General features: G+C 60.7%; 15 protein-coding genes and 1 tRNA gene. 6 read left to right on the forward strand and 10 right to left on the reverse strand.

The genetic code is table 11. The features are described 5' to 3' along the window. Positions 1 to 68: 68 nt before the first annotated feature. The 3 genes from DXT96_RS00130 to podJ all read right to left on the reverse strand — a co-directional run bounded on the left by DXT96_RS00130 (position 69) and on the right by podJ (position 5,830). On the reverse strand, positions 69 to 896 hold the full coding sequence (locus DXT96_RS00130) for a TIGR02186 family protein (protein ID WP_153513144.1): 828 nt from the start codon (positions 894 to 896) through the stop codon (positions 69 to 71). Continuing rightward, the gene (locus tag DXT96_RS00135) at positions 893 to 1,819 is read right to left on the reverse strand and encodes a sulfite exporter TauE/SafE family protein (RefSeq protein WP_149898525.1); all 927 of its coding nucleotides are present in this window, start codon (positions 1,817 to 1,819) and stop codon (positions 893 to 895) included. The genes DXT96_RS00130 and DXT96_RS00135 overlap by 4 nt, the downstream gene beginning before the upstream one ends. Before the next feature lie 264 nt (positions 1,820 to 2,083). Next, positions 2,084 to 5,830 carry a cell division protein PodJ gene (podJ, locus tag DXT96_RS00140; RefSeq protein ID WP_153513145.1) on the reverse strand — a complete coding sequence of 1,249 codons (3,747 nt, stop codon included), beginning with the start codon at positions 5,828 to 5,830 and terminating at the stop codon, positions 2,084 to 2,086. 375 nt (positions 5,831 to 6,205) lie between these two features. Between podJ and DXT96_RS00150 the strand changes: the two genes are divergently transcribed. From DXT96_RS00150 to DXT96_RS00180, 6 genes are all read left to right on the forward strand, one after another. Then, complete coding sequence (locus tag DXT96_RS00150; protein ID WP_153513146.1) at positions 6,206 to 8,002, forward strand: acyl-CoA dehydrogenase C-terminal domain-containing protein; 1,797 nt, start codon at positions 6,206 to 6,208, stop codon at positions 8,000 to 8,002. Positions 8,003 to 8,039: 37 nt separating this feature from the next. Continuing rightward, on the forward strand, positions 8,040 to 9,248 hold the full coding sequence (locus tag DXT96_RS00155; protein ID WP_153513147.1) for an acetyl-CoA C-acetyltransferase: 1,209 nt from the start codon (positions 8,040 to 8,042) through the stop codon (positions 9,246 to 9,248). A 147-nt stretch (positions 9,249 to 9,395) separates the two neighbouring features. After that, on the forward strand, positions 9,396 to 11,612 hold the full coding sequence (locus DXT96_RS00160) for a 3-hydroxyacyl-CoA dehydrogenase NAD-binding domain-containing protein (protein WP_153513148.1): 2,217 nt from the start codon (positions 9,396 to 9,398) through the stop codon (positions 11,610 to 11,612). Between the two features lie 166 nt (positions 11,613 to 11,778). Further along, positions 11,779 to 12,210 carry a hypothetical protein gene (locus tag DXT96_RS00165; RefSeq protein WP_153513149.1) on the forward strand — a complete coding sequence of 144 codons (432 nt, stop codon included), beginning with the start codon at positions 11,779 to 11,781 and terminating at the stop codon, positions 12,208 to 12,210. Positions 12,211 to 12,495: 285 nt separating this feature from the next. Then, positions 12,496 to 12,571 (forward strand) — tRNA-Phe (locus DXT96_RS00175). A 167-nt stretch (positions 12,572 to 12,738) separates the two neighbouring features. Then, positions 12,739 to 13,329, forward strand: a complete 591-nt coding sequence (locus tag DXT96_RS00180; RefSeq protein WP_153513150.1) for an alpha-ketoglutarate-dependent dioxygenase AlkB — start codon at positions 12,739 to 12,741, stop codon at positions 13,327 to 13,329. An 11-nt stretch (positions 13,330 to 13,340) separates the two neighbouring features. Here DXT96_RS00180 and mnhG read toward each other — a convergent pair whose 3' ends face one another. The 7 genes from mnhG to DXT96_RS00215 all read right to left on the reverse strand — a co-directional run bounded on the left by mnhG (position 13,341) and on the right by DXT96_RS00215 (position 19,811). Further along, on the reverse strand, positions 13,341 to 13,685 hold the full coding sequence (mnhG, locus tag DXT96_RS00185) for a monovalent cation/H(+) antiporter subunit G (protein WP_111784629.1): 345 nt from the start codon (positions 13,683 to 13,685) through the stop codon (positions 13,341 to 13,343). Continuing rightward, positions 13,682 to 13,963, reverse strand: a complete 282-nt coding sequence (locus tag DXT96_RS00190; RefSeq protein ID WP_080810635.1) for a K+/H+ antiporter subunit F — start codon at positions 13,961 to 13,963, stop codon at positions 13,682 to 13,684. Before DXT96_RS00190 ends, mnhG begins: the two co-directional genes overlap by 4 nt. After that, complete coding sequence (locus DXT96_RS00195) at positions 13,960 to 14,448, reverse strand: Na+/H+ antiporter subunit E (RefSeq protein ID WP_194287510.1); 489 nt, start codon at positions 14,446 to 14,448, stop codon at positions 13,960 to 13,962. The genes DXT96_RS00190 and DXT96_RS00195 overlap by 4 nt, the downstream gene beginning before the upstream one ends. Further along, entirely contained in the window at positions 14,445 to 16,091 is a 1,647-nt protein-coding gene (locus DXT96_RS00200) for a monovalent cation/H+ antiporter subunit D (RefSeq protein ID WP_188355952.1), read from the reverse strand. Before DXT96_RS00200 ends, DXT96_RS00195 begins: the two co-directional genes overlap by 4 nt. Beyond that, on the reverse strand, positions 16,088 to 16,423 hold the full coding sequence (locus tag DXT96_RS00205) for a Na+/H+ antiporter subunit C (protein ID WP_149898535.1): 336 nt from the start codon (positions 16,421 to 16,423) through the stop codon (positions 16,088 to 16,090). Before DXT96_RS00205 ends, DXT96_RS00200 begins: the two co-directional genes overlap by 4 nt. Further along, a complete protein-coding gene (locus tag DXT96_RS00210) occupies positions 16,423 to 19,341 on the reverse strand; it encodes a monovalent cation/H+ antiporter subunit A (protein WP_153513151.1) in 2,919 nt (972 codons plus the stop codon). Before DXT96_RS00210 ends, DXT96_RS00205 begins: the two co-directional genes overlap by 1 nt. Before the next feature lie 104 nt (positions 19,342 to 19,445). Beyond that, a complete protein-coding gene (locus DXT96_RS00215; protein ID WP_153514111.1) occupies positions 19,446 to 19,811 on the reverse strand; it encodes a hypothetical protein in 366 nt (121 codons plus the stop codon). Positions 19,812 to 19,882: the final 71 nt, after the last annotated feature.

The raw sequence follows: 19,882 nt of genomic DNA on the forward strand, positions 1-19,882 counted from the left end.
AAAGGAAGCGAATGCTATCTTTGCCCTTGCGAGCGGCAAACGCTCTCTTTTTCGCGATGAAAAAGCTGTCAGTCCTTGCGGAAGATGATGCTGGCCCCCCAGCCGGTCACGACGGCCAGCAGAACGCAGAGCGCGCCATAGGCAAGCGGCGTCTGATGCGCCGCATCGGTGATGGCCTGCTCCATACCCGTCTTGACGACGCGCAGTTTCAGCTCACGCTGGGCGATGAATTTGCCGCTCTTGAACAGATAGGCGCGAGCTGTGTGCACGCCGTTCGGCACGTTGGCGGGCAGGCGAAGCGTCGCCCAAAACAGGCCGGTGCGCTCCAGCCGCACCCCTGTCGTATCATTGCGGTAGATACCGCTGGAAAGCTTCAGACGTCGATAGGCTTCCTGAAAATCGAAGACATTGTCGGGCACGCCGGAAAACACCGCACTCTTGAGCGACAGATGATCGACCCCCAGCCCCATGGCCCGCAAGGTGCCTGGGGAGGCGACATCCGTGATGTCGCGTGTACTGGCCATGGAATAGGATTCCGGCAGCGGCGTGAAGGTGATCGCACTTGTATTGATCCAGATGCCCGCAATACGTTCCTTTTTGCGCACGGTCATGTAGTCGGTCGGCCCTTCGAGCGTAACGACAATATCATATTGGCCGATCGCCAGCAGCAGCTGGTCGGTATTGTTCAACGCGCCGAAGAGGGTGAAATCCGCACCGCGAAAATCGGAGGCGATGGGAATTTCCGTCGTCGATGCGCCGATTTCGATATTTTCCAGCAATGACCGCTGCTGCGTGCCGGGAGGCAGGGCAAGCGGCGGTGTCTGTGCTGAGGCCATGCTCCCAAAGACAAGGCACGGCAAGAGCAGAAGGGCGGCGATGAGCAGGCGAGAGGTCAATAGCCCAGCCCTCCCACGGCAACCGAAAACAGGTCTTCCGGGCGCACCACCAGCGAGACCGCAAGACGAAGGGCGACCGCGAGCACGAGAAGGGCGAGAAGGGCGCGCAACTGTTCGCCGCGCAGTTTCTGTCCGACGCGCACGCCATATTGCGCGCCGATGACACCCGCCACCATCAGGATGAAGGCCAGCACCACATCGACGGAATAGTTGGTCGCCGCCTGAACGATGGTCGTATAGGCTGTCACGAAAATGATCTGGAACAGCGAGGTGCCGACGACGACATTGGTCGGAATGCGCAGAAGATAGATCATCGCCGGCACCATGATGAAACCGCCGCCGACACCCATGATCGAGGTGAGAATGCCGATGCCGAAACCAAGGGTGACGATGGGAATGATGCTGAGATAGATCTTCGATTTCTTGAACCGCATTTTCAGCGGCAGGCGGTGCACCCAGTTATGATGGCCCGGCCGGCGCAGCGTCACGGTTTCGTTGCGGGCGGCGCGGCGCAGCGCCGAAATGCTCTCCTTCAGCATCAGTGCGCCTACGGTGCCGAGCAGGATGACATAGAGCAGCGAAACGATGAGATCGAGCTGGCCGATGCTGCGCAGGAAGGAGAATATCCACACGCCGACCGTTGCCCCGACGAGGCCACCGACAAGCAGCACACTGCCGAGCTTGATATCCAGCGTGCCGCGCCGGAAATGCGTGATCGAACCGGAGACCGAAGAGGCAACCACCTGGTTAGCACCCGTCGCAACAGCCACGACTGGCGGGATATTGTAGAAAATCAGCAGCGGGGTGATCAGAAAGCCGCCGCCCACGCCGAACATTCCGGAAAGAAAACCGACGGCCGCGCCCATGCCGAGAATGATGAAAATGTTCACCGACAGTTCTGCGATCGGCAGATAGACAGTCACGGCTCGGACCTCGGGCAAATGGTTCCGGGCGGCAGGGCTTGTCCGGGTGAGGGGGCCGCGCCGCGATTTACACTTTCTGTCTGAAAAGACCGGGCATGCCCAGCCTTCATCCGTCATGCCCGCGAGGGCCTGACCTGTCAACATTCAACGGTAAATACGTTGATAATTTGGAAAGATAGCGGCTGTGTGTCGATGGCCAGCCACATTCCTGCGCCGAGTGGTGCAAAAGCGGCCAGGGCGGCCGCTTCACCTGTTCCGGAAGGCTTACTTGTTACGGGCGAGCAGTGCAGTCACCAGTTCATTGGTAATGCGCCCGTCGGGTGCCTGACCGACGGATTTCTGGAAATCCTTGATGGCGGTGACAGTGTTCTTGCCAAGCTTGCCATCCGGCTGGCCGGCATCGAAGCCGTTCTTGTTCAGGATCGCCTGAATGTTGCGGATCGCCTTTTCCATGTCCACGGAGGCGGTCTTCACACCTTCCTTGCCAGCCCATTCTTCAGGCGGGTTGACGCTGTTGGTGTCTTCCGAAAGCGGCTTGACCTTCCATGCGTCCACCTTGGACTTGGCGCTCTGAAGCTGCTGCGGGTTCATGGCTCCGGCAACTTCGTCACGCTTCTGGGCGGCGTCCGCATCGCCATCCTTGGCGGCAATCGCGAACCATTTGTAGGACTCCTCGATATCCTGCTTCACCCCGCTGCCGCGGGCATAAAGAATGGCGAGGTTGAACTGGCTGTCGCGCACGCCGAGTTCCGAGGCCTTGATGAACCATTGCGCCGCAGCGGTGAAATCCGGCTGGCCGGCCGCGTCGGATGCGAGCAGGACGGCGAGGTTGTGCATGGCGCCGGCATTGCCCTGTTCAGCAGCCAGCGTGTAGTAGCGCTTGGCCTCCGAAAGGTTGCGCTCCACACCGTTCGCCTTCTCGTAAAGATTGGCGAGACGGTATTGCGCAGGCGCCAGGCCACGATCCGCCGCAAGCTTGTACCATTTCGCTGCTTCCGCACGATCGGCGGCAACACCACGACCTTCGGTATAACGTGCGGCAATCTCGAACAGCGCCTGCGTTTCGCCCTTGGCAGCCGCTTCGGCCAGAGATGCGGGCTCAATGCCGGCGGGAACCGCGATGGCGTCCTGCGGTGGAACAACGGTGGTGACGGTTTGCGTCGGAGCCTGCGGTTCGCTCTTTGCGACCGTGTCTGGCGTTGCCGGGTCCACGACTGGCACATCGGCAACCGGCGGCTCGTCTGCGAGCGGTGCGCCGCCAATGGTGCGGGCATCGATGCTGTTCTGCGCCGGCGCATTCTCGATGCTGTCGGCCGATGCCGCCTGCTCGGGATCGATGGCGAGATCGGAGGGGATGGTCACGGCCTTGTCGCCGGTTTCGGGAAGTGCCGAGACCGGTGCATTGTCCATCTTCTGCTCGATGACCGGTGCCGGAGCTTCCGCGCCACCGATCATCGTCTTGACGAGCGGCATGGCCATCATGGCGAGAAGAATGGCGCCGATACCAAGCAGCAGCGGGCGGCGATAGCGCGACAGCGCCGAAGCGTCGGCCTTGCGGCTCTTCTTGCCGGTTTCAAGCTTTTCCGGCGATGTTTCCATGGCCGCAGCCTGCGCTGCGCGGCGGGCGGCGGCAATGAAATCCGTCCGTCCTTCGGCATCTACGGCCTTGCCGCTGGCAGCCACCTGGCTGGCGCGCACACGTTCCAGTATCTTCTTGATGTCAGGTGCGCCCGAACCCGGCTCCAGAAGTTCGTTTTCCTGGCCTGCGGGCAGCACGTCGATCGGGTCGAGCGACGGAGCCGGCTCCACCTGCGTGCGGGCAGAGGAGGCCGAGACCGGCTCTTCCGCAGCTTTGACGGTCTTCGCCGTGCTGGTCTTGAACCGTTTCGTTAGGCCGGCAAGCAGGCTCTTCTTTTCCGCCTTGGCGGGCTTGGCAGCGGCGGGAGGCACAACGGCCATCGCATCCGCTTCGTTTTCGTCGGCGTCGAGAATGGCCTGTTCTTCGGCGATGTAACCTTCTTCCGGGAAGATGGCGGCTGGCATGGCCACATCTTCGCGGGCGGGCGTGACCATATGCTGCGCAACCTTGCGGGGCGCGGCCTCTTCGCGATAGGCGGGAGCGTTGTCCAGGCTGTCGAGACGGCCGGCAATCTGCACCAGCGTCTCATGCAGCGCCTCGAAAGTGCGGTGCGTGCGTTCTTCGGTATTGCGGCTCAAGGCTTCGAGGCTGCGCAGATCGGTTGCAAGATCGGTCAGCATCGTCATGTCGGCAAGGTTTGCGCCGGCCGAGAGATTGTTGCGCGTATAGGCGTCCAGAACGGCTTCGGCCGCCTGTCGCGCCGCTTCGATGATATATTCGTCGTTCGACGACATATAGTCTTCGATCGCCGCCATGCGGGAGTCGAGTTCCGGCGACATGCCGGCCGGCTGGTGGTAGCCCGGCTGGCTGATTAGCGAGGAAAGGTGGGCGATCTGGTTTTCGAGGCTCGTGAGCGCGCCGCTATCAGCGGGGGCGGCGTGCGCGGTCTCGTCGAGACGGGCAGCGATATTGCCAAGCCGCTCTTCCAGACGCGAAAAGGCGCTTTCGCTGAGGCCCGATGCCGGCTGCGGCTGGCTGTAGCGATAATCGAGGTCTTCAATGCGGCGCGACAGCGTATCGAGCCGTTCTGCCAGACCGTCATTGACGGCGCCATGATCCAGCGCATCGATCTTGCGGGAGATATCGCTGAGGAAAGACGTCAGTTCCGCCTGCTGCGAGGGGCGCTGCGACCGCTCCAGAAGCAGCGAAAGCTGGTCCAGCCGCTCATGCAGCTGGGCGGCGTCGCGGGCGGTGCTGAGTTCGTCAATCTTGCCAGACAGCGCTTCAAGGCGGGCAGTCAGGTCCAGCGCCGGCTCAGGCTTGGCGACGGCGAGGCGGTTGATATCGCCGAGCTGTTCGGCAAGGCCGTTCAGACGGGTTTCCAGCCGCTGCGCCAGCGCGTTATCCGTGGCCTGCGTGTTGGAGCGGGTATTGGTCGCGGCAATGGCGCGGCTGATTTCGTCCAGCCGCTGGTCGAGACCGGAAAACTGTTCGGTAAAGGCGGCCTCATTGGGCTGCATATGCTTGCCGAGCTGCTCCACGGCGCTGGCAATCGCAATCAGCTTTTCCTCGAGCACACGCACGGCCGGATTGTTGCTCATGCCGCCAAGCTGGGTCTTGATGTCATCAAGACGATAGGCAAGCGACACGATCTCATCCTGCAATGAGGTCGCATCGAAACCGCGCAACGTGTCTTCCACATTGTTCCAGCGGCTTTCGATCCGGTGCACGCTGTCTTCGCGCGCAAGCTGGTCGATGGTGAGACGCAGGTCTTCGAACTCGTTGCGCAGCCCGTAGGCGTCAGGAGATGCGAGGTTGCCGAGCTGGTCGATGCTGCCGGCAAGCCGGGCGATGTCATCGCGCAGGTCGCCGATAAATTGCTGGTCTTCCGCCACCGCGCGAATATTGCGGATTTCGGTCCGCAGCCCCTGCGCTTCGCGGGCCACGCCCTCGGAAATATCGTGCTTCAGCTCATGGCGAAGATTGACGAGCGCCTGCGCGATCTCCTGCAGGGCGGCGTCATTGCGCTGCGGTTCCTGATATGGCGGAATGGAACGCGCGCGCGGAGCGGGGTTGGCCGTCGTGTTTTGAACGTTCGGCCGATATTCCGGTGCAAGCGGGCGGGTAATTGTCCGTTCCGGACGCGCAACGGGTTCCTGCGGGCGCTGGAAGCTCGCCTCGAGCAGGCGCTGGCGCTGGCGGATTTCGTTGACGGGGTCAAGTTGCGGCGGGGTCACCGTGGCGCGGGGTTCGCGCGGCGCGGCGTAAGCCTCGCCTTTCGGCTCGGGCGCGGGGCTCGGGCGCGGCTCGCGCGGAAATTTCTGACTCATCAGCCCTTCAATACGGGCTTCAAGACCTTCAATGGTGCGATTGAGAGCATCAAGAGACGACCTGTCGCTTGGCTGTTGGTTATTCGATCGCAATCCGTTCATCTTCTCGCTCGCTTCGCTTCCGCCCGCTATGCCCGGTTGTTGTCGCGACGTTGCCTGCCTGTGCATGCCGTCGCTGCAACATGCAGCAATTCCAGAGCCGGTATTCGCCCCCTTGGAGGAAAATGCGCCGATGAACGAAGCAGTTACCTCTTGTCGGAGAATTCACGAAACGTGGTAAAGAAGTGGTTAACTATGGTTGGAATTTTTTAACTTTTGTGGCGCGGGGGCGGGCTGCGCCGGGCTGAGCAGCCATTTGGGAGGAGAGGATCGGCGAGGTTCCGTTGAAATTTATTTGACGTTTACGCGCACGTCAAATATTGTCGTCCCATATCCGCCGGATTGTCTCCGGCCCCACGATGCGGAGGAACATCGGTAATGCCTGTTTACAAGGCCCCAGTCAAAGACACGCTTTTTATCCTGAACGACGTTCTCGGCCTCGAGCGGTATAACAACCTGCCCGGCTTTGAAGATGCAACCCCTGACATGATCGAGGCCATTACCGGCGAGGCGGCGAAGCTTGCTGAAGAGCGGCTTTTCCCGCTCAACCTTTCCGGCGATCAACAGGGCTGCAAGCGCGCCGATGATGGTTCGGTTTCCGTGCCTGACGGTTTCAAGGCCGCCTATGACGCCTATTGCGAAGGCGGCTGGATCGGTCTTGCCGTTCCCCAGGAATTCGGCGGGCAGGGCCTGCCCTATACGCTGCATGCGGCGATCGGCGAATATATGTCGTCTGCCAACCTGTCGCTGATGATGTATCCCGGCCTGACACAGGGCGCGATTGCCGCAGTCCTCGTGCATGGTACGCAGGAGCAGAAAGAAACCTGGCTGCCGAAGATGGTGGAAGGCACATGGTCCGGCACCATGAACCTCACCGAACCCCATTGCGGCACCGATCTCGGCCTGCTGCGCACCAAGGCTGTTCCGCAGGGCGACGGCAGCTATAAAATTTCCGGTCAGAAGATATTCATTTCCGCCGGCGAACATTCCATGACTGATAATATCGTCCATCTGGTGATTGCCCGTATCGAAGGCGCGCCTGAAGGCACCAAGGGCATTTCGCTGTTCATCGTGCCGAAGTTCCTGGTGAAGGACGACGGCACGCTCGGTGAGCGCAATGGCGTCACCTGTGGTGCCATCGAACACAAGATGGGTATTCACGGCAATGCCACCTGCGTCATGAACTATGACGATGCGACGGGTTATCTCCTGGGCGCGGAGAACAAGGGCCTTTCGGCCATGTTCGTGATGATGAACGAGGCTCGCCTCGGCGTTGGCCTGCAGGGGCTTTCGGTTGGCGAGATCGCCTATCAGAACGCTGTCGAATACGCCCGTGAGCGCATTCAGGGCCGCTCGCTTTCCGGCGCGAAATTCCCGGACAAGAAGGCTGATCCGATCATCGTGCACCCGGATATCCGCCGCACGCTGATGACCATCAAGGCCTACAACGAGGCTGGCCGGGCCTTCCTTCTATGGACCGCGCTGCAATCCGACATCGCCCATCGCTCGACCGACGAGAAAGAGCGGCAGGCGGCGGACGACCTGCTCAGCCTCGTTACGCCGATCCTGAAGGGCGTGTTGACCGACAAGGGCTTCGACCACGCGGTGATGGCGCAGCAGGTCTTCGGCGGCCATGGCTACATCGAAGAACATGGCATGAGCCAATATGTCCGCGATGCGCGTATCACCATGATCTATGAGGGCGCCAATGGCATTCAGGCGCTCGATCTCGTCGGCCGCAAGCTCGGCATGAATGGCGGCCGCGCCGTCATGGCGCTATTCAAGGAAATCGGCGATTTCTGCGAGGAAAACCGTGCCGATGAAAAGCTTGGCCTTTACACCAAGGGACTGAAGAAGGGCTTGAACGACCTGCAGGCCGCAACCATGTGGTTCATGCAGAACGCCATGGCCAAGCCCGACAATGCCGGTGCCGGTTCGACAGACTACATGCATCTCTTCGGCATCGTAGTGCTGGGTTACATGCAGGCGCGCATGGCGAAAGCCGCTAGCGAAGCGCTTGCGGCGGGTAGCGCTTCGGATGAGGATTACCTCAAGACCAAGCTTGTCACGGCAAAGTTTTACATGGAGCGCATCATGCCTGAAACGGCGCTGCGCAAGGCCCGCATCGAAACCGGCGCGGACACCATGATGGAACTGGCTGCGGAAGCATTCTGAGAAGGTTGGCGGTAAACACGCCATAGGGAGAGAGTTTATGACCGACGTTTACATCTACGACCATGTCCGCACCCCGCGCGGACGCGGCAAGAAGGATGGCAGCCTGCATGAGGTGCCCTCCGTTCGCCTTGCCGCCAAGACGCTGGAAGCCATCCGCGACCGCAACGGGCTGGATACATCGACCGTCGACGACATCATCATGGGCTGCGTCGATCCTGTCATGGATGCCGGTGCAGTGATCCCGAAAGCCGCCGCTTTCGAGGCCGGTTACTCCAACAAGGCCCCGGGCATGCAAATCTCGCGCTTTTGCGCCTCGGGTCTCGACGCCATCAACTTCGCGGCTGGCAAGGTCAAGGCGGGTTCGGACGATATCGTCATCGCCGGCGGCGTGGAAAGCATGTCGCGCGTCGGAATGGGCATGTCGGGCGGTGCATGGTACATGGACCCTTCGGTCAATTTCCCGGCCTTCTTCATGCCGCAGGGCGTTTCCGCCGATCTCATCGCCACGAAATACGGCTTTTCCCGCGACGATGTCGACGCCTATGCCGTCGAGAGCCAGAAGCGCGCGGCGCATGCCTGGGAAAAGGGCTATTTCAACAAGTCGGTCATTCCGGTGAAAGATTCAAACGGCCTGACGATCCTCGACCGTGACGAGCATATGCGTCCCGGCACGGACATGCAGGCACTCGCCTCCCTCAATCCTTCCTTCCAGATGCCCGGCGAAATGGGCGGCTTCGAAGCCGTCGGCATCATGGCGCATCCGGAGGTGGAGCGCATCAATTACGTGCACCACGCGGGCAACTCGTCCGGCATCGTCGATGGCGCGGCGGCCGTGCTGGTTGGCTCCAGGGCGGGCGGCGAGGCGATGGGCGTGAAACCACGCGCCCGCATCAGGGCTTTCGCCAATATCGGCTCAGACCCTGCGCTGATGCTGACCGGCCCGGTGGACGTGACCGAAAAGCTCCTGAAAAAGACCGGAATGTCGCTTGCTGATATCGACCTTTTCGAACTCAACGAGGCCTTCGCCGCTGTCGTGCTGCGTTACATGCAGGCTTTCGATATCAGCCACGACCGGATGAACGTCAATGGTGGCGCCATCGCCATGGGCCATCCGCTCGGTGCAACCGGCGCGATGATCCTCGGTACGGTGCTGGACGAGCTGGAGCGGCGCGATCTCAACACCGCGCTCGTCACGCTCTGCATCGGCGCGGGCATGGGCACGGCGACGGTTATCGAGCGGGTTTAAGAGGCTTCGGCTGATACCGCAACCGTTCCTCCGTCATCCTCGGGCTTGACCCGAGGATCTATCCCCGGTGCTTGGATCCTCGGGTCAAGCCCGAGGATGACGGAGAGAGCGAAGCGGCCACTAAGATTCAGGGAAGAGGAATCCCAAATGAGCACTTACACCAATTTCACCATCGAGACGGACGCAGACGGCATCGCACTCGTCACCTGGGACATGCCGGAAAAATCCATGAACGTCTTCACCTCTGAGGTGATGGACGAGCTGAACGCCATTCTTGACGCGACTGTCGCAGATGGCGCCGTCAAGGGCGTCGTCTTCACGTCAGGCAAGAGCACCTTTTCCGGCGGTGCCGATCTTTCGATGATCAAGTCGATGTTCTCCTTCTACAATGACGAGAAGACGAAGAACCCGGATCAGGCGGCGGCAAAGCTGTTCGAACTGGTCGGCCGCATGACGGGCCTGTTCCGCAAGCTGGAAACCAATGGCAAGCCGTGGGTCTCGGCCATCAACGGCACCTGCATGGGCGGGGCTTTCGAGCTGTCGCTTGCCTGCCACGGCCGTGTCGCGTCGAATGCCAAGAGCCTCAAGATCGCCCTGCCGGAAGTCAAGGTCGGCATCTTCCCCGGTGCCGGCGGCACCCAGCGCGTGCCGCGCCTGACGGACGCGCAATCGGCGCTGCAGATGATGACGACGGGCCAGTCGCTCACTGGCGCGCGCGCCAAGGCCATGGGGCTGGTGCATCAGGTGGTGGAGCCGGATCAGCTGGTCGCAACCGCAAAGCAGATGATCAAGGACGGCCTGAAGCCGGTCGCCCCCTGGGATGAAAAGGGCTTCAAGGCCCCCGGCGGCGGCATCTGGACGCCGGCCGCTGCCCAGCTCTGGCCCGCAGCTCCGGCGATCCTGCGCCGTGAAAGCGCCGGCAACTATCCGGCCGCCCTCGCTATCCTCAAATGCGTCTATGAGGGCCTGCAATTGCCCTTCGATACGGCGCTGAAGGTGGAGCAGCGTTATTTCACCGAAATCCTTCGCTCGAAGGAAGCCTTCGGCATGATCCGCTCGCTGTTCATTTCCATGCAGGAACTGGGCAAGGGCGCGCGCCGCCCGGCCGGCCAGCCGAAGACGGAGTTCAAAAAGGTTGGCGTTGTCGGCGCGGGCTTCATGGGCGCTGCCGTCGCTTATGTTACCGCCGCAGCCGGCATACCCGTCACGCTGGTGGACCGCGATCAGGAAGCCGCCGACAAGGGCAAGGGCCATTGCGAGGAAAGCGTCAAGGCCGCCATCGGCAAGGGCAGGCTGACGCAGGATGAAGGCAAGGCCCTGCTCGACCTCGTTACCCCGACATCCGATTACGCCGCACTCGCGGATGCCGATCTCGTCATCGAGGCCGTCTTCGAAGACCGCGATGTGAAGAAGGCCGTCATCGAGGCCGTGGAAGCGGTGCTGCCGGAAGGTGCGATCTTCGCCTCCAACACCTCCACCTTGCCAATCACGGGCCTTGCGAAAAACTCGAAGCGCCCGGCGGATTTCATCGGCATCCATTTCTTCTCACCGGTCGAGAAGATGATGCTGACGGAAGTGATCCTCGGCAAGGAAACCGGCGACAAGGCGCTCGCCGTCGCGCTGGATTACGTGGCCAAGATCAAAAAGACGCCGATCGTCGTTAACGATACGCGCGGTTTCTTCGTTAATCGCTGCGTGCTGCGCTACATGGCGGAAAGTTACGACATGCTGATCGAAGGCGTGCCGCCCGCCATGATCGAAAACGCCGCGAAATTCGCCGGCATGCCGGTCGGCCCGCTGGCGTTGAACGACGAAGTGGCGATCGATCTGTCCTACAAGATCCTGAAAGCCACCGTCGCCGATCTCGGCGAAAAGGCCGTCGATCCGCGCCATATGGAACTGGTGAAGAAGCTGGTGGAAGGTGAGGGCCGGTTTGGCCGCAAGAACGCCAAGGGCTTTTACGATTATCCGGAAAAGCCCGCCAAGAAGTCCCTCTGGCCCGGCCTGAAGGACCTCTATCCGCAGCAGAAGCCTGAAGACGTGGATATGGAGGTGCTGAAACAGCGCTTCCTCGTCACCGTGGCGTTGGAAGCCGCCCGCACGGTGGAAGAAGGCATCGTCACCGATCCGCGTGAGGCAGATGTCGGCTCCATCCTCGGTTTCGGTTTCGCGCCCTATACCGGCGGTGCGTTGTCCTACATTGACGGCATGGGCGCGAAGAATTTCGTCGCTCTGGCCGAAAAGCTCAGCGAGGCTTATGGCCCGCGCTTCAAGCCGACGCCACTCCTGAAGGACATGGCCGCCAAGGGCGAAACCTTCTACGGTCGCTTCGATCCTTATGCCAGCGCCGCCAAGGCGGCCTGAGGCTTTACGGCAGAACAATAAACAGGCCCTTCGGGGCCTGTTTTTTTGAGCCGAATCTACCGCGCTGATCGCTTTATGTGCATCCTTTGCCCGGCTGGGGCGTTGAAACGGCGAGACCGGGCAAAGACGCCCGCCGCCGCAATTCAGCACGCCCTAGGAGACAGCGATGAAAGCACCACTGCGATCCCACGGTTTCGACAAGCCCACGGACCTCGACGACCATCTGGCAGAGCTGGACGAAGAGGCTGAGGCGATAGCCGCGGAAGCAAAGACGGAAAAAACCACGGCGAAGAGTACCCGTGCTGAGAATACCGTTGATCCGTCGCTGCGCGCCGAACTGGAAGAGCTTCGCAAACAGGTCGACAAGATCCGCCGTGATGTCAAACGGCTGGAGGCGGCCCGGCATTCCCGTCACAGGCCCGCACAGGTGCACCATGAAAGAGACCGCGAGAATTCCCGTCTGATGATGGTGGTGCGCTCCGTTGCCGTTACCTCGCTTGCCAGCCGCATCTTCGCGTCCTCGCCCGTCATGGCGGCGCTGGTGGCCGTGGTGCCCTTCGCGCTTGGCCTTGCCGCACGACGCAACGAAACGGCCTAGCTGCCGCTTCCCATGCCGCTATGCCGGGTAGGACCGGCTGCTGCCGAACCCGGGTAGCGGCCGGATGCCGCAAGGCACGACACATGGCCGATAACGGGTTTTCTCCCGCAATCTCGCCAGCGCCGGGCAGACATTCCAGCCATCCACAGCCCTCGTGAAAAAACTGTCAAAAAACTTCGCGATGGCGCTTGCCATGTCCGAACAAGATGTTATAACCCCGCTCACTTTCGGGGCGCCAAAACGGCCCCGCCCGCCAAAAGCGGAGGTTCTTCAAGGACCTGAAGTGCCCGGATAGCTCAGTTGGTAGAGCAGCGGATTGAAAATCCGCGTGTCGGTGGTTCAAATCCGCCTCCGGGCACCATTTATCTCAATTTCACTGCTTGATGAATTGGTGGCGTGTTGCCTGTTCATTTGCCGCGCAACGGCAAATTTCAATCAACGGCTTTCTCCATCATACGCTTTTTGACCGGCCCGATGTAGACATGGGCCAAGTCTGATTGTTTCACGCGGTTGGAGAGCAACCCGCAAATGGATCATGCCGTAAGTGCATCTCTTCTACCGCCCGGAATCTTGTATTTTGATGGGTTCCTTTCCCCCGATGAGGAAGCTGCCGTTACTGCCCGATTGGATGCCGGGGAGTGGAGCACAGAGCTAAAGCGTCGCGTGCAGCATTTCGGTTACCGTTATGACTACAAAGTGCGCGCTGTTACCCCAGAGGCGCATCTCGGGCCGTTACCGCCTTGGCTCGGTTTGTTTGCGGAACGATTGGTTAGCGAAGGATATTGCCGGAATTTGCCCGACCAGGTTATCGCGAACGAATATCTTCCCGGACAGGGCATCAGCGCACACGTGGATTGCGTTCCGTGTTTCGACGACGAGATCGCGTCGATAAGCCTTCTTTCCGCATGTGAAATGGTTTTCCGCGATTTGCGCGGACCGGCCGTATGCGGCGTTTTGCTCTATCCTCGCTCCGGTGTCTTGCTTAGAGATTCCGGGCGCTATGGTTGGACCCATGAAATTCCGGCGCGCAAATCCGATATCGTGAATGGGATAAGGACGGCCAGAAGCAGAAGAATTTCCCTCACTTTTCGAAAGGTCATTTCTTCGAACCGGCTTTGATCGAAGCGAATTTACAAATGCTCCCTATTATCCGAATTCTGCTCAGCCCGATCCCGATAAAGCGCGGCCCGTCCCAGCAGCATCAGCGACACCGGCGTCGTCACCGTCATGAAAATACCGATGAAGATTTCGTGGAAGGCGAAGCGGTCGCCAGAGACGGAGAAATAGATGATCGAGGCCATGACGATGCCGCCGGTGCCCCAGCTGGTGCCGAGTGTGGGCGCATGCAGGCGCTCGTAGAAGCTGTTCAGCCTCGCAAAGCCGATGGTACCGATCAGCGTCAGCGACGCGCCTAGCAGCACGAAGAAAGCCACGAGAATGGCGGCCCAGAGCGGAAATTCTGCGGCGTTGTTCATTCGATCACCTCGCCGCGCATCATGAATTTGGAGAGGGCGACGGTGGAGACGAAGCCGAGGATGGCGATCAGCAGCGATGCCTCGAAATAGATGTCGTTGCCGGTGCGCAGGCCGAAGGTGAGGAGAAGCAGCATGGCGTTGACATAGAGCGTATCCATGCCCAGCACCCGGTCCTGGGCGCGGGGGCCGATGGCGATGCGATAGACTGATATTGTCATGGCGATGGCCAGCATGAACTGCGCCAGCGAAAAGGACCAGAAAAGGATAATCGAACTCATTCGAATATCTCCATCAACAGTTTTTCATATCGGTTCTTGATGAGGCTTATCCACGCGGCCTCATCCACATCGTCGAGAACGTGGAGGAGCAGCGTGCCCTGGCTGGAATTATATTCAAGCCAGGCGCTGCCCGGCGTCGAGGTCAGGATGGTTGCCAGCACGGCCAGCGCCATGGGATCGCGAATATCGAGCGGCACCGCCAGGAAGCCGGATTTGCGGTCTCTTTCGCGCTTGAACAGAATGATCTTCACGACCGAGATATTGGACCTGATAATATCATAAAGCACGATCAGGATCAGCAGCGCGAGCTTGTGCCAGTTGCGGATACGCGGTTTGGCTGGCCGCAGCGACGCCATCGCCCAGGAGGCGATGAGCGCAACAGCGGTGCCAAGCAGCAGATGTCCGGGCGAAAAGCTGTTGATTGTCATCCAGAAGAAGATCAGCGAAACCGTCAGCAGCGGGTAGGGGAGGAGACGGTTCATCATGGCTCCGCCTCCGGGTTGCTTCCCGCTCGCGGTGCGGAAATGACGCCCTGAATATAGCTTGCGGGCAGATCGAGGATACGCGCCGTTTCCTGCATGTAGCGCATCACCGGACCCGCCTGCACGGTCATGGCAAGTGTCAGGGCGAGCAGCAGCATGATGGGTGCTATTTCGATGACGAGAACACGCGGCACGGTGCCTTCTATGGAGGCCCAGAAGGTGCGGATGCCGGCGCGGGTCATCGAGATCAGCGAGGCAAAACCGGCAAAGACGATCAGGAAGACCAGCCACCAGGAAAGCGTGGAAATGCTGTCATTGGCGCCAAGCCCGGAAGGGTTGAGAATGGCTGTCAGCATCGAGAATTTGGCGATGAAACCCGAAAGCGGCGGCAGGCCGGCCAGAAGAATGCCGCACGCGGCAAAACAGGCGCCGAGTACCGCGATCGTGGCGGGCATCGTCACGCCGACTTCTTCTTCTTCCTCCTCCTCCTCGCCTTCGCCATAGGCTTCCATGGTTACGGCCAGAACGTTCGCGCCGGCATCCTGGCCGCGCTCCACCAGCTCGATCAGCATGAAGAAGGCGCTGATGGTGAGGGTAGAGCTGACCAGATAATAGAGCGCGCCGGCCGCAACTGTCGGATTGCCGGTACCCATGGCGGCGAGAAGCGTTCCCGACGATATCAGTACCGAAAAGCCGGCAAGCCGCCCGAGCGCCTGTGATGCCAGAACGCCGATCGCCCCGAAGATGATGGTGGCGATGCCGCCGACGAGCAGGGCATCATGGCCGAAGCCTGCCGATTCCCCCGCCGTCTGCCCAAAAAGCAGGAAGGACAGGCGGGCAATGACATAGATGCCGACCTTGCTCATGATCGCAAACAGGCCGCCAACCGGAGCGGAAGCTGAACCATAGGCCGATGGCAGCCAGAAATTCAGCGGCCACATGCCGGCCTTGACCAGAAACGCAATGCCAAGCACGGCAGCGCCGGTTTCCAGCAGCATGCGCTGGTCCGGGTTCAGCCCCTCGATCCGATGGGCAAGGTCGCCCATGTTCAGCGTGCCGGTGACGCCATAGATCAGGCTGACGCCGATCAGAAAGAACAGCGCCGCGACGAGGTTGATGGCGATGTAATGCAGCCCGGCCTTGACGCGCTGCTGGCCGGAACCATGCAGCAACAGGCCGTAGGAGGCCGCCAGCATCACTTCGAAGAACACGAAGAGATTGAAGAGGTCGCCGGTCAGAAACGCGCCGTTGACGCCCATCAGCATCATCTGGAACAGCGAATGGAAATGCGCGCCGGCCTTGTGCCATTTCGCCATCGAATAGATCAGCGAGGGAATGGCAAGCAGCGCCGTCAACAGTACCATCAGCCCGGAAAGACGGTCTGCGACAAGCACGATGCCGAAGGGGGCGGCCCAGTTGCCGAGCAGATAGACGCCGCTCGAAACCACAGCGGCGATTTCGGTATTGACCGTCGAATTCACCTCGCGGAACAGCAGGATGGCGACGATCAGCAATAGCACTGTCGAAGTAAGGCTGATGGCGGCCTTTGCCACGCGCTGGCGCTCGTCGAAGAACAGCAGAATGGCGGCGGTGATCAGCGGCAGAAGAATGGGCGCGATGACGATGTGGAAGGGGAATGACATCATTTCGTCTCCCTCCCGTCCACGTGGTCGGTGCCGGTGAGGCCGCGGGCGGCAAGCAGCACTACGAGGAAAAGCGCCGTCGTCGCAAAGCCGATGACGATTGCCGTCAGCACCAGCGCCTGCGGCACGGGGTCGGCCAGCGTGGAACTATCGACACCGTTGACCAGCACCGGCGGCGCATTGGTCTTGATGCCGCCGACGCCGAAGATGAACAGGTTGACGGCATAAGACAGCAATGAGAGCCCGACGATGACCTGATAGGTGCGCGGGCGCAGGATAAGCCACACGCCGGAGCCGGTCATCACGCCGATACCGATTGCGAGAATGAGTTCCATTACACGTCCTCCGCTTTTGCGGCTTCAGGCGTGCGAACGCGGTAGTTGCGCAACGATTGGTGTGCCAGTGCTATGAGAATAAGAACGGTGGAGCCGACGACCGCCGAAAAGACGCCGAGATCGAACAGCAGGGCGGATGCCGTCGGCATTTTGCCGATATAGGGTATCTCCGTATACTGGAAATAGGAGGTCAGGAACGGGTAGCCGAAATACCACGAGCCGATACCCGTCACTGCGGCCATCAACAGGCCGAAACCCATCCAGCGCAGCGGCAGGATACGAATGCGGTCCTCCGCCCAGCGTGCGCCGCCGGCCAGATATTGCAGCAGGAAGGCGATTGCCATGGTGATGCCGGCTGCAAAGCCGCCGCCGGGCAGGTCATGGCCGCGCATGAACAGGAAGATCGAGAAGGTGATGATGACCGGGAACATCCATTGCATCACGATCGACGGCACATAGAGATAATCGTGGACGGTATCGCCTTTGCTGCGATCAGGACGTTCGGCATCGAAGGCATTCTGCATCTTCTGCTGTTCCGGCAGCCCGATGCTTTCGTGCGCGGGGCGGAAACGGCGAAGCAGTGCGAAGACGGTGAGCGCCACAATCGCCAGCACCGCGATTTCGCCGAATGTGTCGAAGCCGCGGAAATCGACCAGAATGACGTTGACGACGTTGGTGCCGCCACCTTCGGTATAGGCGCGCTCCAGGAAATAGGTGGAGATGGCGTTTGGCACCGGCAGCGTCATGACGGCATAAGCGATGACCGACATGCCGATGCCGCTGGCGGCGGCGAGCAGAAAGTCGCGAGCGCGGCGAAGCTGCGCCGGCAGCTCGTCGCTGCTATCGACCTTCTCGAAACGTTTCGGCAACCACCGGAGACCGAGCAGGATGAGAACCGTAGTGACGATTTCGACCAGCAACTGGGTAATCGCTAGATCCGGGGCGGAAAGCCAGATGAAGGTGAGGCAGGTGACGAGCCCCGAAACGCCGAGCATGATGAGGGCGGCAAGCCGATGATATTTAGCCTGCCAGGCGGCACCGAGCGCGGCGATCATGCCGATCAGCCAGAGAATGGCGAAGATCGGATCGAAAGTCGTCACGCGCGGCAGCGACAGGGAAAATTCCGAAAGGAACAGGGGCGAGAAACCGGCGAGAAGCGCCACGAGGATCAGAAGTCTCAGCTGCGGCTGCAGACGCCGCGTGCCGAGCGTGCTTTCCAGCCACCGCGCCCACTTCCAGGACACGGTGACGAGAATGCGCTCGAAGATGCGCTGGCCTCGCAAATGCCGGAAGACCGGCGGACCGTCATCGCAGCGCGAAAAATAGCCGCCGAGCAGTGCATAGATGGTAACGCCGCCGATCAGCGCCGCGATACTCATGATCAGCGGCAGGTTGAAACCGTGCCAGATCGACAGGCTGTAAACGGGCGTCTGCGGCCCGAGAACGGAAAGCACGGCCGAATGCAGGAACGGGCCGATCGAAAGGCTTGGAACGATGCCGACGATCAGGCAGGCGAAAACCAGAAACTCGATCGGAAAGCGCATCCAGCGCGGCGGCTCGTGCGGATTGGGGTTCGGTAGATCGACCGGTTTGGGACCGAAAAACACCGTGTGGATGAAGCGCAGCGAATAGGCGACGGCAAATGCGCCGGACAGCGTCGCGACATAGGGCAGCGCCCGGTCCAGCAGCGAATCGGCGTGGGTTTCGACGGCCTCGGCAAAGAACATTTCCTTGGAGAGGAAGCCGTTGAACAGCGGCACGCCGGCCATCGCCGCACTTGCCGCCATGGCAAGCGTGGCCGTCGCTGGCAGATAGGTGTAGAGCCCGCTCAAGCGCCGCATGTCGCGGGTGCCGGTTTCATGGTCGATGATGCCGGCCGCCATGAACAGCGAGGCCTTGAAGGTGGCGTGGTTGACCATGTGGAAGATGGCCGCAACCGCGGCCAGCGGGCTGCCGAGGCTGAGCAGTGTGGTGATGAGCCCGAGATGGCTGATGGTGGAATAGGCGAGCAGCCCCTTCAGATCCTGCTGAAACATGGCGAAATAAGCGCCGAGCAGCAGGGTGATGACGCCGGCCATGCCCACCAGCCAGAACCATTCCGGCGTGCCTGCCAGCACCGGCCAGAACCGCGCCAGCAGAAACACCCCGGCCTTCACCATGGTGGCCGAATGCAGATAGGCGGAAACGGGCGTCGGCGCCGCCATGGCATTCGGCAGCCAGAAATGGAAGGGAAACTGCGCGCTCTTGGTCAGCGCGCCGCCGAGAATGAGGATAAGCGCCGGCAGATAGAGAGGATGGGCGCGGATTTGGGCGCCGGCCTCGATGATCTTGTCCAGATCATAGCTTCCCGCCATATGGCCAAGGATCAACAGCCCCGCCAAAAGACTGAAGCCGCCGATGCCGGTCACGGTCAACGCCATGCGGGCGCCGTCACGCGCCCCGGCGTTCTGATGCCAGTAGCCGATCAGCAGGAACGAGAAGATGCTGGTCATTTCCCAGAAGATCGACAGCAGAATGACGTTGCCGGACAGGACCACGCCGAGCATCGAGCCCATGAAGGCGAGGAAGAAGGCAAAAAACCGCGGGATCGGGTCTTTTGCCGACATGTAGTAGCGGGCGTAGAGGACCACGAGCAGGCCGATGCCGGTAATGAGGATTGCAAATAACCAGGCAAATCCGTCCAGCCGCAGGGTGAAGTTCAGGCCGAGTTGCGGCAGCCATTCCGCATCGTATTTCAGTGCGCTGCCATCGCTGATCGTCGGATAAAGAAAAATACTGCTGACAAGGCCGAAGAGGGCCACAGCGCCAGCCACGGAGGCGGGGCCTGCGGCCGCGCCGTCGCGCGGCATGAAAGCCGTTAAAATGGCGCCGACAAAAGGCAAGGCGACAATAAATGGAAGAATGGTTGCAAGTGTCATATGCGGCGGCGGTTTTTCTCTGGAATTGGAGTCTGCGGCGGGTTTCCGACGACTCCGATCCCTCAAGGCTCATAAGAACCGAATGATGAGGACCGCCGGAATGACTAATAGATAATATGCGGGGGCGCTCTTGGAACCACGCTCGCAAAGTCTCGGAAAGCTTGTGGCGCGATGGCAACAGATGTAACGGCCGGCCCGGCGTCAACGGTGATCCGCAAAGCGGGAGAGGGGAAGTTGCCGGGGCGAAGACCTGAACCGGCATCCCCGGCCTTGCAGCCGCTATCGCAATCCCTGTCGCCAAGAGTGAGGGAACGGCTGAGATCAACCGTCTCCAATCTCTCCAGACGGCTGGTCTTGGAAAGTGTCTTGATGCCGGAAGGTGCCTGAAAGCCGATCATGACGAGCAGGCTTGCGACCATGATGCCGATCAACACTTGCGGATGGCGCCTTGAACGGCGGCATGTCTCCATCCATAACAAGTTGGCATCTCCTTGATCGTAAAGGTCTCTTTAAAGCATCACCGCTCAGCGAATATCCCGTT

It is taken from the genome of Agrobacterium sp. ICMP 6402 (assembly GCF_009498615.1).
GTDB lineage: Bacteria > Pseudomonadota > Alphaproteobacteria > Rhizobiales > Rhizobiaceae > Agrobacterium > Agrobacterium burrii.

Bases quoted from the DNA above. Each gene is read 5' to 3' on its own strand.
- DXT96_RS00180 (WP_153513150.1), top strand. From the start codon at position 12,739: ATGGATCATGCCGTAAGTGCATCTCTTCTACCGCCCGGAATCTTGTAT.
- DXT96_RS00205 (WP_149898535.1), bottom strand. From the start codon at position 16,423: ATGGAACTCATTCTCGCAATCGGTATCGGCGTGATGACCGGCTCCGGC.
- DXT96_RS00215 (WP_153514111.1), bottom strand. From the start codon at position 19,811: ATGGAGACATGCCGCCGTTCAAGGCGCCATCCGCAAGTGTTGATCGGC.
- DXT96_RS00165 (WP_153513149.1), top strand. From the start codon at position 11,779: ATGAAAGCACCACTGCGATCCCACGGTTTCGACAAGCCCACGGACCTC.
- DXT96_RS00155 (WP_153513147.1), top strand. From the start codon at position 8,040: ATGACCGACGTTTACATCTACGACCATGTCCGCACCCCGCGCGGACGC.
- mnhG (WP_111784629.1), bottom strand. From the start codon at position 13,685: ATGAACAACGCCGCAGAATTTCCGCTCTGGGCCGCCATTCTCGTGGCT.
- DXT96_RS00190 (WP_080810635.1), bottom strand. From the start codon at position 13,963: ATGAGTTCGATTATCCTTTTCTGGTCCTTTTCGCTGGCGCAGTTCATG.
- DXT96_RS00150 (WP_153513146.1), top strand. From the start codon at position 6,206: ATGCCTGTTTACAAGGCCCCAGTCAAAGACACGCTTTTTATCCTGAAC.
- DXT96_RS00160 (WP_153513148.1), top strand. From the start codon at position 9,396: ATGAGCACTTACACCAATTTCACCATCGAGACGGACGCAGACGGCATC.
- DXT96_RS00195 (WP_194287510.1), bottom strand. From the start codon at position 14,448: ATGATGAACCGTCTCCTCCCCTACCCGCTGCTGACGGTTTCGCTGATC.
- DXT96_RS00200 (WP_188355952.1), bottom strand. From the start codon at position 16,091: ATGATGTCATTCCCCTTCCACATCGTCATCGCGCCCATTCTTCTGCCG.
- podJ (WP_153513145.1), bottom strand. From the start codon at position 5,830: ATGAACGGATTGCGATCGAATAACCAACAGCCAAGCGACAGGTCGTCT.
- DXT96_RS00210 (WP_153513151.1), bottom strand. From the start codon at position 19,341: ATGACACTTGCAACCATTCTTCCATTTATTGTCGCCTTGCCTTTTGTC.